Here is a 12,513-nt window from a genome sequence, read left to right as displayed (position 1 = left end):
GGGTCGGTCCCTCGCCCATGCCTTGAAAATGACGGGGGGCGTGGTATTCTGCGGGGCAGGAGGTGACGCGAGCCGCTTCCTGAATGACGAGACCGGTCTCCCGGCCCCGCCAATGTTGGTTTACCTGTCCTGGTCCGTGTTGAAGCCGGCTTCAAACTCGAACTTCAGCTTGAACCAGAAGCGGCCAAGCCACTTCAGGAATTTTCTCACTCGCGTCACCTTCTTCCGGTTGCCATCGACGCGTGATGCGTTTCCGGCGGCGCGAGAATGCAGGGCATGCATGCGTGTGCCAACCGCCCGACGGCGAAAACTTCCCTCAAAGTTGCGTTCCAATGCCCTTGGGTGAGAGGGCTGGGCTTTTGCAACCCTGGTGCCCTGGTCGGGGTGGTGATAGTTTGCGGGGTGGATGGTTTCTGACCAAACCGTCAGATCCGTTTTCCAAATCCGCCCCATATCCGCCCTGTGAAGGACCGCCGCCCGTGACCTTCCCAAATCCGCTCGATGTCCGGGAGACGACCGCTTCCAGGCAAGGCTCGGACCGGGCCGCTTCTTCGGCCAAGTCCCCGGTGGTTGTCGAGGCACGCAAGCTCTCTCTGGTCTATCCCACGGCGGACAAGCCGGTTACGGCGCTGAGCGAGGTCGACCTGACCATCGCCAGGGGCGATTTCGTCTCGCTGATCGGTCCCAGTGGCTGCGGCAAGACCACGCTGCTGCGCGTGATCGCCGATCTGGAACGTCCGACCTCCGGCCGGATCGCCATCGAAGGCATGACGCCGGAGCAGGCGCGGCTGAAACGCCTCTACGGCTACGTCTTCCAGGCACCGGCGCTCTACCCGTGGCGGACGGTGGAGCGCAACGTGATGCTGCCGCTGGAGATCATGGGGATCGCCCGCGCAGACCGGCAGGCACGGGCCCGCGAGCAACTGGAGCGCGTCGGCCTGTCGGGTTTCGAGCGCAAGTTCCCTTGGCAGCTGTCGGGCGGCATGCAGCAGCGCGTTTCCATCGCCCGCGCTCTCGCCTTGCAGCCGGACCTGCTGCTGATGGACGAGCCGTTCGGCGCGCTCGACGAGATCACCCGCGACCACCTGAACCTGCATCTGACCCAACTGTGGCGGGCGACCGGCAAGACCTGCGTCTTCGTCACCCATTCGATTGCCGAGGCGGTGTTCCTTTCCACCCGCATCGTGGTGATGAGCCCGCGGCCGGGCCGCATCCTCGACGTCATCGACTGCAACAGCCTGCCGCGCGAGCGCACGCTGGACATCCGCGAGTCGCCGGAATTCGCCGCCATCGCCCACCGCGTGCGCGAGGGGCTGAAGGAGGGGCACAGCTACGATGACTAAGCGCGCGCTTCCCGTCACCGTGATGACGCTGCTCCTGCTGGCGGCCTGGTACATCGGGGCGGCGTGGCTGAACTGGCCGCAGGCAGCGGAGACGTTGGCGCGCGCCAATAAGCCGGCCGGCTTCGCAGACGTGCTGGCCCAGGCCTATGCGATGAAGCGGCCGATCCTGCCCACCCCCGATCAGGTGGTGGTGGAGCTGTGGAACTCCCTGACCGGCTACGCGCCGACCAGCCCGCGCAATCTGCTGTTCCATGCCTGGGTGACGGCGGAGGCGGCGCTGACCGGGCTGGCGATGGGGCTGGCGCTGGGCATCCTGCTGGCCGCCGGCATCGTCTATACCCGGACGCTGGAGGCCAGCCTGCTGCCCTGGGTGATCGCGTCGCAGACCATCCCGATTCTGGCGATTGCCCCGATGATCGTCGTCATCCTCGGCAACATCGGGCTGACCGGGCTGCTGCCGAAGGCGGTGATCTGCATGTATCTCTGCTTCTTCCCGATCACGGTGGGCATGGTGAAGGGGCTGCGCTCCGCCGATCCGCTGTGGCTCGACCTGATGCGAACCTATTCGGCGAGCGGGCTGCGCGCCTTCTGGTCGTTGCGGCTTCCGGCCTCCATGCCCTTCCTGTTCGCCAGCCTCAAGGTGTCGGTCGCCATCAGCGTGGTCGGCGCCATCGTCGGCGAGCTGCCGACCGGCGGTCAGGCCGGGTTGGGGGCGCGGCTGCTGTCGGGGTCTTATTACGGCCAGACCGTGCAAATCTGGGCGGCGCTGATCATGGCCTCGCTGCTGTCGGTGGCGCTGATCGCCGTGGTGCGCGGGCTTGAGCTGGTCCTGCTGGGCCGGGCGGGGGTGCGATGAGCGATTCGGCCAGCGATTCGACGAACGATGAGGCGACGACTCCCTACCGCACCAGCCTGCGCACCGCCGCCGATTGGGGGCTGGTCGCCATCGCCCTGCCGGCGCTGGCGGCACTGTCCCTGCCGGTGGGTGTCCGGAATGGCGCCGTCCTTGGCTGGTTCGGCGGAACCATGGCGCCGCTGTTCCTGATCGGTGTGGTACTGGCGGTCGTCGCCGGTGCCTCAGCACCCAAGCGGGTCTGGGGCGCCTGGGTGGAGCTGGCCGGCGTGGCGCTGGCCTGGCTCCTGCCGCTGCATCTGCTGAACGAAGGGCTGGATCTCTCGGCCGGCTGGGGGCTGTGGCTGTTCCTCGCCGCGGCGACGCTGCTGCTGTGGCGGGTGATGGGGGTGCTGGCCGGGGTGCCGGGCTGGACCCGCTCCGTCATCGTGCCCGGCCTGTTCGGGCTCGGACTGCTGGTGGGATGGGAGGTGCTGGTCCGCGGCTTCCAGGTGCCGGCGATCCTGCTGCCGCCGCCCAGCCGCATCGCCGTGGCGCTGGCCGCCAACGCGCCGGTGCTGTGGGACGATTTCCGCCAGACGGTGCTGACCTCCGTCCTGCGCGGCTATGTGATGGGCTGCGGTGCCGGTTTCCTGGTGGCAATCCTTGCCGACCGCGTGCCGTTTCTTGCCCGCGGATTGCTGCCGCTCGGCAATCTTGCCAGTGCCATCCCGGTGGTCGGCATCGCGCCGATCATGGTGATGTGGTTCGGCTTCGACTGGCAGTCGAAGGCAGCGGTCATCGTCGTCATGACCTTCTTTCCGATGTTGATCAACACGCTTGCCGGCCTCGGCAATTCGGAGCGCCTCCAGCTCGACCTGATGCGCAGCTACGCCGCTGGCTATGGCCGCACGCTGGTCAAGCTGCGGCTGCCCAACGCGTTGCCCTTCCTGTTCAACGGCTTGAAGATCAACTCGACCCTGGCGCTGATCGGCGCCATCGTTGCCGAATTCTTCGGCACGCCGGTGGTCGGCATGGGGTTCCGCATCTCGACCGAAGTGGCGCGGCTGAATCTCGACATCGTCTGGGCCACCATCGCCGTGGCGGCGCTGACCGGCTCCGGCCTGTATGGCGCGCTGGCACTGCTGGAGCGGGCAACCACGGCCTGGCATCCGTCGCTGCGGGGGCGCTGACCGGCCTCGCGGCGCCGCTGGCACGGCCATTGCTTTCACCTGGCCATTCCAGCCGGCAAGGGAGGTGGGCATGGCCGATGTCGTCGTTCTGAAGCATGTCCGCCTGACGCGGGCCCTGCTCGCCATCGAGATGGCCGCCGCGTCGCTGGACGGCGAGCTTGTCGCCCTGCGCACCGCCGGCGGCCTGCTGGGCGATTATGCCGAGGAAGCCACGCTTCTGCGCACCTATGTCCGCACTCTGCGCGTGCTGTTGCAGGCGATGACCCCCGACGAGGTGGACGAGGCGGGGCTGAGCGAGCGCCATGCCCTGGCGGAAGCGGCGGTCGGTCGCTGCGCCGCTGCATTGCGGGTGCTCGACCTGCCGGTCGGTGGTGGCCCGGTCAGCGGAACCGCCTGACGACCGCTGTCGCGAAACCGACAGCGCCTTGACGCCTTCCGGCCACTACCATACTGCCGTATGGCTGGGATGCGGAACGCCTTTCCCCTCTCCGCCGCCGGATCGCCGCGCTATAGTGGCAGGCCCAACGAACAGTCGGACTCCACCGACAAAGCATCAGGCTTGATAAGGGCGCGATGAGGCTTCTCGTTTCCGATCTGACCCACCGCTATGACGATCTGACCGTGCTGGACGGCATCGACCTGACCCTGGCGGAGGGGGAAATTCTGGCGGTGATCGGCCCCAGCGGCTGCGGCAAGTCGACCTTGCTCGGCATCGCCGGCGGCATCGTCGCCCCGACCTCCGGCAGCATCCGGGTGGAGGGGGAGGTGCCGGACGGCTGCCTGAACCCGATCACCTTCATCTTCCAGGACTTTGCCCTGCTGCCCTGGCGCACGGTGGAGGACAATGTCGCCCTGGTGCTGGAGCATCACCCGCTCTCCGCCGCCGAGCGGCGCGAGCGCATCGACAGCGGCCTGCGCCGCATGGGGCTGTGGGAGTTCCGCAAGGCGCTGCCCAAGCAGCTGTCCGGCGGCATGCGCCAGCGGGTCGGCATCGCCCGCGCGCTGGCGGTGCGCCCGGCGATGCTGCTGCTGGACGAGCCGCTGTCGGCGCTGGATGCCCAGACGCGCGAACTGCTGATGGACGATTTCCTCGAGCTTTGGCGACGGGAGAAGACTACCGCGCTTTATGTCACCCACAATCTGGACGAGGCGCTGCGGCTGGCCGACCGTGTCTGCGTGCTGAGCCGCCGCCCCGGCCGCATCCGCGAACTGGTCACCATCGAGGAGCCGCGGGAGCGCCGGCAGGAGCCGTCGGCCCAGGCCCATCTTGCCGAAGTGCGCGACCGTTTGTGGCACCTGATGAAGGCCGAAGCCCAGATGGCCGATCGGGAGATCGCCCGTGCCTGACAGCCTGAACCCGCCCACCGCAGCCGCTGCGTCCGCGATGGGCCAGCCCGTCCGCTTCCGTGGCGGCGGTTTTACCGTGAAACGCCATCCCTGGGCGGCGCTGGCCGCCTTCGCCGTGCTGATCGCGGTGTGGGAGGGGGTGAGCCGCCTCGGCCTCGCCAGCCCGCTGTTCCTGCCGCCGCCGAGTGCCGTCGCCCATGCCCTCTCGGGCATGGTGACGGACGGATCGCTCTGGCTGAACCTGAAGGCGTCGCTGGGGCGCATTGCCGTCGGCTGGGTGCTGGGCACGGCGGGCGGCATGCTGGTCGGCTTCGCCATGGGCATCTTCTCCACCGCCCGCGCGGTCGGCGTGCCGCTGGTGTCGGCCTTCTTCCCGATCCCGAAGATCGCGCTTCTGCCGCTGTTCATCCTGTGGTTCGGCATCGGCGAGCCGTCGAAATTCGCCACCATCGGCTTCGGCGTCTTCTTCCCCACCGTCATCGCCACCTACAGCGCCATCGATTCGGTGCCGCGCAACCTGATCCGCATGACGCAGAGCTTCGGCCTGCCCTGGCGGTCGATCCTGCGCTCCATCGTTCTGCCGGGCGCCCTGCCGGGCATCCTGGCGGGATTCCGCATCACCGCGTCGATTGCGCTGATCCTGGTGGTGGCGGCGGAGATGATCGGGGCGGAATACGGCATCGGCGCCTTCGTGCTGATGGCCGGCAACCTGATGCAGACCGACACGCTGCTGGCCGGGGTGCTGGTGCTGTCGCTGCTCGGTCTCGCCATCGGCACGGTGCTGTCGCAGCTTGAACGGCGCCTGCTGAACTGGCGCTGACCGGCTTTTCCCAAGAAACCTGAACCATCCATCGGGAGGATTTCCGTCCATGACCGCCGCCATGACCGTGGCCCGCCTCGCCCGGCGCGCCGTGATCGCCACTGTGTCCCTGGCCGCCGGGGCCGCCTTCGCCGCCGGTACCCTGATGTCCGCCGCGCTGGCGCAGCCGCTGGAGAAGGCGACGGTCGGCGTGCTGGCGCTGTCCTCCTCCGGTCCGATCTTCATCGCCAAGGCCAAGGGCTATTTCGAGAAGGAAGGGCTGGACGTCGATCTGAAGATGTTCACCTCGGCCCAGCAGGTGCCGGTCGCCGTCACCTCGGGCGACGCCGATTTCGGCGTCACCGGTCTGACCGCCGGCTTCTACAACCTCGCTTCCAAGGGGGCGGTCACCATCATCGCCGCGCAGAGCCGCGACGAGCCGGGCTTCCCCCTCAGCGCCTATCTCGCGACCAACGCCGCCTATGATGCCGGGTTGAAGACGCCGGCCGACCTGAAGGGCAAGCGGGTCGCCATCACCACCGTCGGCTCGACCTTCCATTACATGATCGGGCTGCTGGCGCAGAAGCACGGCTTCACGGTCAAGGATGTGACCATGGTGCCGTTGCAGGACGTGCCGAAGATGGTCGCCGCTTTCAAGGGCGGGCAGGTCGACGCCATCATCGCGCCGTCCACCGTGTCGCGGCAGCTGGTTGCCGATGGTGCCGGCAAGATGCTGGGCTGGGTCGGCGACGAGACGCCCTGGCAGCTCGGCGCCCTGTTCACCGCGCCGAAGACGATGAAGGACCGCCGTCCGCTGGTCGAGAAGTTCGTCCGCGCCTACAAGACCGCGCTGGCCGAATACCACGCCGCCTTCAACGGCAAGGACGCCTCGGGCAATCTGGTCAAGGGGCCGGGTTACGACGAACTGCTGGGCATCATCGCCGACGCCACCAAGCAGAAGCCCGACATCGTCGCCGCCGGTCTGCCCTATGTCGATCCGCAGGCCCGCCTGCTGGTCGACGACATCGTCAATCAGGTGAAGTTCTGGCAGTCGGAAGGTCAGGTCGACAAGGCGCTGGATCCGAAGTCGGTGATGGACCTCAGCGTCGCCGGGCAGTGACATCCCTCTCCTGGGGGCGGGGGAGGGGCGGTCACACCGCCAGATAGGCCGCCCTCACCCCATCGTCCGCCATCAGCTCCGTCATCGTGCCGGTCCAGCGCAGGCGGCCGGTTTCGATGACGCAGGCACGGTCGGCGACGGATGAGGCGAAGGACAGGCTCTGTTCGGACAGCAGCACCGACAGCCCCTCCGCCTTCAGACGCCGCACCGCCTCGGCCATCTGCCTGACGATCAGCGGCGCCAGCCCTTCCGACGGCTCGTCCAGCAGCAGCAGCGACGGATTGCCCATCAGCGTGCGGGCCAGAGTCAGCATCTGCTGCTCGCCGCCGCTCATCCGGGTGCCGCGTCGGCCGCGCATCTCCGCTAGGTTGGGGAACAGCGCGAACAGCTTCTCCGGCGTCCAGGCCGGGGCGCCGGGGCGGGGCGGCTGGCGGCCGACCTCCAGATTTTCCTCCACCGTCAGGTCGGCGAAGATGCGGCGGTCCTCCGGCACATAGCCGACGCCGAGCCGGGCGATGCGGTGGGCGGGCAGGGCCGACAGGTCGCGCCCGTCGAAGCGCAACACCCCGGCACGCCGCTCGACCAGCCCCATGATCGCCTTCAGCGTGGTGGTCTTGCCGGCGCCGTTGCGTCCCATCAGCGCCACCACCTCGCCCCGCCCGACGGTCAGGGCGATGCCGTCGAGGATGTGGGCGCGGCCATACCAAGCCTGGAGGCCGTCGACCGTCAGCAGGGGTTCGCTCACGCCTCGCCTCCCAGATAGACGGACTGCACACGCGGGTTGGCGCGCACCTGATCCGGCGAGCCCTCCGCGATCAGCCGGCCGCGGTCGAGCACCAGCACGCGGGTGGCGTGGCCGAAAACCGCATCCATGTCATGCTCGGTGAACAGAACGGCGAGGCCGCGTTCGCGCACCAGCTCCGCCGTCAGCGCCATCAGGGCGAGGCGTTCGGCCGGCGCCATGCCGGCGGTCGGCTCGTCCATCAGCAGCACCGTCGGCTCGCTCGCCAGCGCCATCGCCAGTTCGACCCGCTTCACGTCGCCATAGGCCAGCACGCCGCAGGGCCGGTCGGCTTGGGGGCCCATGCCGACGCGGTCCAGCAGGGCCAGCGCCGGCTCGCGGAACTGGGCGGCGGCCGGGCGCCACAGCCCGAACAGCCGGCGGGCGCGCGACAGCAGCACCATCTGTACATTCTCCGCCACCGTCATCGAGGCGAAGGTCGCGGTGATCTGGAAGGTGCGGCCGACCCCCAGCGCCCAGATGCGCCGGGGCGGCAACCCGACCAGTTCGGTGCCGTCCAGCCGGACCGATCCCGAGTCGGGACGCAGCTGGCCGTTCAGCAGGTTGAAGCAGGTGCTCTTCCCGGCGCCGTTCGGGCCGATCAGCGCCAGCAGGTCGCCGGACCGCAGGGTGAAGGACACGCCGCCCACCGCCTGCACCCCGCCGAAGGAGCGTTGCAGGTCGCGCACCACCAATTCGCTCCCAGGCGGCTTCAGGGGCGGTTCGCTCATGCCCGCCTCCCGATGCCGGACAGGAAGCCGACGACCCCCTTGGGGAACACCAGCACCAGCGCGACGATGATCAGGCCCAGCACCAGCCGCCACCAGTCGGTCAGGCTCATCACCTCCGACTCCAGCAGGTGGAACACCACCGCACCGGCCAGCGGCCCGGCGACGGTCTGGATGCCGCCCATCAGCACCATCACCAGCGCGTCGACCGACTGCGGCACCGCCAGCAGGGTGGGGAAGACGCTGCCCTTGGCGAAGGCATAGAGACCGCCGGCCAGCCCCGCCGCGGTGCCGGCAAGCATGAAGGCCATCCATTGGAAGCGGCGCACGTCGATGCCCACCGATTCGGCCCGCAATCCCGAGTCGCGACCGGCCCGCAGCGCATAGCCGAAGGGGGCGAAGGCCGCCCGACGCAGCAGCCACAGCGCCCCGCCGCATAAGCCCAGCGTCAGCCAGTAATAGGTCGCCTTGCCCGCCGCCCAGCCCGGCGGCCAGACGCCGAGGATGCCGTTGTCACCGCCGGTCACCGCATACCATTGGAAGGCAATCGACCAGACGATCTGGGCGAAGGCCAGGGTCAGCATGGCGAAATAGAGGCCCGAGCGCCGCACGCAGAACCAACCGGCCACCAAGGCCCCCAGCCCGGCCAGAACCGGCGCCCCGGCCAGCGCCAGCGGCATCGGCGCGCCCAGATGCTTGACCAGCAGGGCCGAACCGTAGGCGCCCAGCCCGAACCATGCCGCATGGCCAAAGGACACCAGCCCGCCGAGCCCGATCAGCAGATGCAGGCTGGCGGCGAACAAAGCGAGGATCACCACCTCAGTCAGTAGGATCAGCGCGTAATCGCCGGCGACCAGCGGCGCGGCGGCGAGAAGTGCCAGCAGCGCCAGCGCCCACGGCCCGGCATGGCGCCCGGCCGACAGCGGCACGGTCACCGTGGCCGGTGCGGTCGGCGGCACCTCCTCGGCCCGGCCGAGCAGACCGTGCGGGCGCAGGACGAGAACCACCGCCATGAACAGGAAGACCAGCACCAGCGTGATCTGCGGGAAGACCAGGATGCCGAAGGCCTGCAACTGTCCGATCAGCAGCGAGGCTAGGAAGGCGCCGGTCAGGCTGCCCATGCCGCCGACGACGACGACGACGAAGGCCTCGACCACGATGGCCATGTCCATCTGCAAGGTCACCGATTCGCGCGGGACCTGCAGGGCGCCGCCCAGCCCGGCCAGCGCGCAGCCCAGGAACAGCACGCCGGTGAACAGCCGCGCCGGATCGACGCCGAGCGCGCTGGTCATCTCGCGGTCCTGCGTCGCCGCCCGTACCAAAGTGCCCCAGCGGGTGCGGTTGAACAGCAGCCACAACAGCCCGAGCACCAGTGGCCCGAGGCCGATCAGCACGAGGTCGTAGAGCGGGAAGGGCTGGTCCAGAATGTCGATGGAGCCCTTCAGCCCCGGCGCGCGTCGGCCCAGCAGATCCTCCGGCCCCCAGGCCCAGGCGGTCAGATCCTGCACCACCAGCACGACGCCGAAGGTGCCCAACAGCTGGAACAGCTCCGGCGAGCGGTAGAGCCGGCGCAGCAGTCCGATCTCCATCGCCGCCCCCAGCACGCCCATCGCCAGCGCGGCGGCAGCGACCGAACCCCAGAAGCCGACCGGTGTGCCGCCGAACCGTTCGATCAGCGACCAGCCGGCATAGGCGCCGACCATGTAGAAGGAGCCGTGCGCGAAATTCACGATCCGCGTCACGCCGAACACGATGGTCAGCCCCGACGACACCAGAAACAGCGTCGCCGCGGTCGCAAGCCCGCTGAGGGCCTGGACGAGCAGGAAGGACATGGGGGGGAGGCGCCGGAAACCGGGCGCCTTACTCCGCCGGCCGCATCTTGCGCGCCGCGTCGTCGGGCGGCAGGTAGTTGGCGCCGTCGGCGTAGCGCCAGTCCTTCATGGTGCCGCGGCCGTCCTTCACGGTCGTGGTGCCGACATAGGCGCCCATGGTCGCCTGATGGTCGGACGCCCGGAAGGTCACCGGGCCGACCGGGCTGTCGATGGTCAGGCCGGCCAGCGCATCGACGATCGGCTCCGCATTGGCCGACTTGGCCTTGGTGATGGCGGCGGCGACCGCCTTCATGGTGATGTAGCCGACGATGGACCCCGCCTTGGGCGAGTCCTTGAAGCGCGCGGTGTAGGCGGCGACGAAGGCCTTGTGGGCGGGCGTGTCGATCTGGTCCCAGGGGTAGCCGGTGACGATCCAGCCTTCTGGCGCCTCGTCCTTCATCGGCTCCAGATATTCCGGTTCACCGGTCAGCAGGCTGACGATTTTGCGGTTGCGGAACAGGCCGCGGCCCTCGCCCTCGCGCACGAACTTGGCAAGATCGGCGCCGAAGGTGACGTTGAAGATGGCGTCGGGCTTGGCTGCGGCCAGAGCCTGCACCGTCGGGCCGGCCTCCAGCTTGCCCTGCACCGGCCACTGTTCGGCGACGAACTCGACGTCTGGACGCTTTTCCTTCAGCAGCTGCTTGAACCACGCCACCGCCGACTGGCCGTATTCGTAGTTGGGGGCAACAGTGGCCCAGCGCTTGGCCGGCAGCTTTGCCGCCTCCTCCACCAGCATCGCCGCCTGCATGTAGGTGCTGGGGCGCAGGCGGAAGGTGTAGCGGTTGCCCTTCGACCAGGTGATGGCGTCGGTCAACGGCTCGGCCGCGACGAAGGGCATCTTGTTGCGCGCGGCGAAATCGGCGACCGCCAGCCCGATGTGGGAGAAGTAGGTGCCGGCCAGCACGTCGACCGCCTCGTTCGTCACCAGCTCCTGCGCGACGCGCACGGCGTCGTCGGGCTTGCCGGCATCGTCGCGCGAGACGACCTGAAGCTCGCAGCAGCCGATCACGCCGCCTTTGGCGTTGATCTCCTCCAGCGCCAGCTGCCAGCCCTGGCGGTAGGGAATGGTGAAGGCGGGCAGGCCGGTGTAGCTGTTGATCTCGCCCACCCGCACGGGTGCGCCGGAGAATTTCACCGGTTCCTTCGCTGACTGAGCCGCGGCGGGGCTGGCAGTGAGAGCCGCCGCTGCAAGTGCGACGGACAGGGTGGCGCCCAGAGCGGCGGGGCGGAGGAGCTTCGCCAGCGGCGAGGCGGTCGGGTGGCGGTGCTTCATCCTGCGGGGACCCCGGTTCGTAAGAGACCAGCGGCGTGTCCGGTCGCGGTGCGACGCAACACACCGCGTTCATAGCAAACCCGGCGCAAAAGTCACCGACTGATCGGGGTTTTCCCGCCCGTGCCCCTCCCGCAGATGTCCCCTCGGGTGCTGCCTACATCAGGCGGGCCAGCAGCGACATGAACTGCACCCGCTCCTCCTCGCTCAGCGGGGTCAGCGTCTGTTCGTGGGCGGCGGCGGCGTTCGCCATCAGGTCGATGACCAGGGCCTGGCCGATCCGGGTCAGCCGGACGCTGGTGCGGCGGCGGTCCTGCGGGTCGGGCTGGCGTTCCACCAGATTGCGTTCCACCAGCCGCAGGATCACGCCCTGGGTCGTGGCGGGATCCATGTAGGTCAGGCGGCCGAGCTGGTTCTGCGACAGCGGGCCTTCGGCATGCAGCGTGGCCAGCGCGCCCCATTGGGTGGGCGTCAGCAGCTGATCGCCGATCAGGTCTATGAAGATCGCCGAGGCGCGCTGATGGGCGCGGCGAAGGCGGTGGTGAACCTGGCCGGCCAACTGGTAATCGCCGGGAGGCAGTCGTCCGAAGTCGTCCATGTCAACGGGCCCGTGGTTCGCGCCCGCCTTCGGTCCGGGGCGAAGGCTGGGGCGGACACGGATCGCCGCTCCCGGCTGCGTGGGCAGGGATGGCGCGGCGTTTCCCGCCTGTCACCATCCGATGCGTCCATCATGCGTTCCTCATGGAAAGGGTAGAAAACACAATGGGCGCAGTGCAATCTTCGCAGATGCGGCATAGAGCCACAGGAATGCGAATGTCATCGCTTGCGCAACAAAAGAAGCGCCGCAAGCCTGAAAATAAGCTGCGAGCGGATGCTGTGGCAATTCGGAGAGTCTGCACTGCCGATTCATGACCGCGGCGGCGCGATACGCGTCCGCTGCCGCCGCATTTCACCGGCTGCTTTTGGTCAGGGCGTCCGTTTGGGCGGGTAGCTGTCGGGCGGAGCGGTCTTTTCGGCCGGGCTGGCGGCATCGTCTTTTTCGGGGGGAGTCACGCCGCCCGGCGTGTAGGGCGGGGTGGTGGCGTCGGGCGGGCGCTTGGTCGAGGGCGGCGGGGGCGGTGTGTCGAGTCGGCGGGTCATGCGGCACCTTTGCGGCTCAAGAAACGTGATGAACAACCCACCACCGGGCGGGCGGTTCCAAAGCAGGCCCCTTGTTGCGTCATCGGCTT

General features: G+C 68.7%; 14 protein-coding genes. 7 read left to right on the top strand and 7 right to left on the bottom strand.

Translation table 11 applies throughout. The features are described 5' to 3' along the window. Nucleotides 1-120: 120 nt before the first annotated feature. On the bottom strand, nucleotides 121-282 hold the full coding sequence (locus tag ABNQ38_RS20800) for a hypothetical protein (protein WP_377809993.1): 162 nt from the start codon (nucleotides 280-282) through the stop codon (nucleotides 121-123). Between the two features lie 197 nt (nucleotides 283-479). On the opposite strand from ABNQ38_RS20800, the gene ABNQ38_RS20795 reads away from it, so the two are divergent. From ABNQ38_RS20795 to ABNQ38_RS20765, 7 genes are all read left to right on the top strand, one after another. After that, nucleotides 480-1,343 carry an ABC transporter ATP-binding protein gene (locus ABNQ38_RS20795; RefSeq protein ID WP_377809992.1) on the top strand — a complete coding sequence of 288 codons (864 nt, stop codon included), beginning with the start codon at nucleotides 480-482 and terminating at the stop codon, nucleotides 1,341-1,343. Next, nucleotides 1,336-2,199, top strand: a complete 864-nt coding sequence (locus ABNQ38_RS20790) for an ABC transporter permease (protein ID WP_377809991.1) — start codon at nucleotides 1,336-1,338, stop codon at nucleotides 2,197-2,199. Before ABNQ38_RS20795 ends, ABNQ38_RS20790 begins: the two co-directional genes overlap by 8 nt. Next, nucleotides 2,196-3,368, top strand: a complete 1,173-nt coding sequence (locus ABNQ38_RS20785) for an ABC transporter permease (protein WP_377809990.1) — start codon at nucleotides 2,196-2,198, stop codon at nucleotides 3,366-3,368. Before ABNQ38_RS20790 ends, ABNQ38_RS20785 begins: the two co-directional genes overlap by 4 nt. A gap of 70 nt (nucleotides 3,369-3,438) precedes the next feature. Beyond that, the gene (locus ABNQ38_RS20780) at nucleotides 3,439-3,765 is read left to right on the top strand and encodes a hypothetical protein (RefSeq protein ID WP_377809989.1); all 327 of its coding nucleotides are present in this window, start codon (nucleotides 3,439-3,441) and stop codon (nucleotides 3,763-3,765) included. 176 nt (nucleotides 3,766-3,941) lie between these two features. Beyond that, nucleotides 3,942-4,715 carry an ABC transporter ATP-binding protein gene (locus ABNQ38_RS20775; RefSeq protein WP_377809988.1) on the top strand — a complete coding sequence of 258 codons (774 nt, stop codon included), beginning with the start codon at nucleotides 3,942-3,944 and terminating at the stop codon, nucleotides 4,713-4,715. Further along, on the top strand, nucleotides 4,708-5,535 hold the full coding sequence (locus ABNQ38_RS20770; protein ID WP_377809987.1) for an ABC transporter permease: 828 nt from the start codon (nucleotides 4,708-4,710) through the stop codon (nucleotides 5,533-5,535). Before ABNQ38_RS20775 ends, ABNQ38_RS20770 begins: the two co-directional genes overlap by 8 nt. Nucleotides 5,536-5,584: 49 nt before the next feature. Then, nucleotides 5,585-6,634, top strand: coding sequence for an ABC transporter substrate-binding protein (locus tag ABNQ38_RS20765; protein WP_377809986.1), 1,050 nt, complete (start codon nucleotides 5,585-5,587; stop codon nucleotides 6,632-6,634). Between the two features lie 31 nt (nucleotides 6,635-6,665). Here ABNQ38_RS20765 and ABNQ38_RS20760 read toward each other — a convergent pair whose 3' ends face one another. The 6 genes from ABNQ38_RS20760 to ABNQ38_RS20735 form a co-directional block, all read right to left on the bottom strand. Beyond that, complete coding sequence (locus ABNQ38_RS20760) at nucleotides 6,666-7,379, bottom strand: ABC transporter ATP-binding protein (protein WP_377809985.1); 714 nt, start codon at nucleotides 7,377-7,379, stop codon at nucleotides 6,666-6,668. Further along, a complete protein-coding gene (locus tag ABNQ38_RS20755) occupies nucleotides 7,376-8,146 on the bottom strand; it encodes an ABC transporter ATP-binding protein (protein ID WP_377809984.1) in 771 nt (256 codons plus the stop codon). The genes ABNQ38_RS20760 and ABNQ38_RS20755 overlap by 4 nt, the downstream gene beginning before the upstream one ends. Further along, nucleotides 8,143-9,975, bottom strand: coding sequence for an ABC transporter permease (locus ABNQ38_RS20750; protein ID WP_377809983.1), 1,833 nt, complete (start codon nucleotides 9,973-9,975; stop codon nucleotides 8,143-8,145). Before ABNQ38_RS20750 ends, ABNQ38_RS20755 begins: the two co-directional genes overlap by 4 nt. Before the next feature lie 28 nt (nucleotides 9,976-10,003). Further along, complete coding sequence (locus ABNQ38_RS20745; RefSeq protein ID WP_377809982.1) at nucleotides 10,004-11,287, bottom strand: ABC transporter substrate-binding protein; 1,284 nt, start codon at nucleotides 11,285-11,287, stop codon at nucleotides 10,004-10,006. Between the two features lie 154 nt (nucleotides 11,288-11,441). Further along, nucleotides 11,442-11,882, bottom strand: a complete 441-nt coding sequence (locus ABNQ38_RS20740) for a MarR family winged helix-turn-helix transcriptional regulator (RefSeq protein WP_377809981.1) — start codon at nucleotides 11,880-11,882, stop codon at nucleotides 11,442-11,444. Nucleotides 11,883-12,250: 368 nt separating this feature from the next. Next, nucleotides 12,251-12,424 (bottom strand): hypothetical protein, encoded by a 174-nt coding sequence (locus ABNQ38_RS20735; RefSeq protein WP_158285612.1) that lies wholly within the window; start codon nucleotides 12,422-12,424, stop codon nucleotides 12,251-12,253. Nucleotides 12,425-12,513 lie beyond the last annotated feature (89 nt).

The sequence above is a fragment of the Azospirillum sp. A29 genome, from assembly GCF_042604625.1.
In the GTDB taxonomy this organism is placed as follows: domain Bacteria; phylum Pseudomonadota; class Alphaproteobacteria; order Azospirillales; family Azospirillaceae; genus Azospirillum; species Azospirillum palustre.
This window is presented reverse-complemented; position numbering and strand designations above follow the sequence as displayed.

What these genes read in the sequence shown, in the direction of transcription:
- ABNQ38_RS20780 (WP_377809989.1), top strand. Translation starts at nt 3,439, where the DNA reads ATGGCCGATGTCGTCGTTCTGAAGCATGTCCGCCTGACGCGGGCCCTG.
- ABNQ38_RS20800 (WP_377809993.1), bottom strand. Translation starts at nt 282, where the DNA reads ATGCATGCCCTGCATTCTCGCGCCGCCGGAAACGCATCACGCGTCGAT.
- ABNQ38_RS20790 (WP_377809991.1), top strand. Translation starts at nt 1,336, where the DNA reads ATGACTAAGCGCGCGCTTCCCGTCACCGTGATGACGCTGCTCCTGCTG.
- ABNQ38_RS20765 (WP_377809986.1), top strand. Translation starts at nt 5,585, where the DNA reads ATGACCGCCGCCATGACCGTGGCCCGCCTCGCCCGGCGCGCCGTGATC.
- ABNQ38_RS20740 (WP_377809981.1), bottom strand. Translation starts at nt 11,882, where the DNA reads ATGGACGACTTCGGACGACTGCCTCCCGGCGATTACCAGTTGGCCGGC.
- ABNQ38_RS20735 (WP_158285612.1), bottom strand. Translation starts at nt 12,424, where the DNA reads ATGACCCGCCGACTCGACACACCGCCCCCGCCGCCCTCGACCAAGCGC.
- ABNQ38_RS20785 (WP_377809990.1), top strand. Translation starts at nt 2,196, where the DNA reads ATGAGCGATTCGGCCAGCGATTCGACGAACGATGAGGCGACGACTCCC.
- ABNQ38_RS20755 (WP_377809984.1), bottom strand. Translation starts at nt 8,146, where the DNA reads ATGAGCGAACCGCCCCTGAAGCCGCCTGGGAGCGAATTGGTGGTGCGC.
- ABNQ38_RS20750 (WP_377809983.1), bottom strand. Translation starts at nt 9,975, where the DNA reads ATGTCCTTCCTGCTCGTCCAGGCCCTCAGCGGGCTTGCGACCGCGGCG.
- ABNQ38_RS20745 (WP_377809982.1), bottom strand. Translation starts at nt 11,287, where the DNA reads ATGAAGCACCGCCACCCGACCGCCTCGCCGCTGGCGAAGCTCCTCCGC.
- ABNQ38_RS20775 (WP_377809988.1), top strand. Translation starts at nt 3,942, where the DNA reads ATGAGGCTTCTCGTTTCCGATCTGACCCACCGCTATGACGATCTGACC.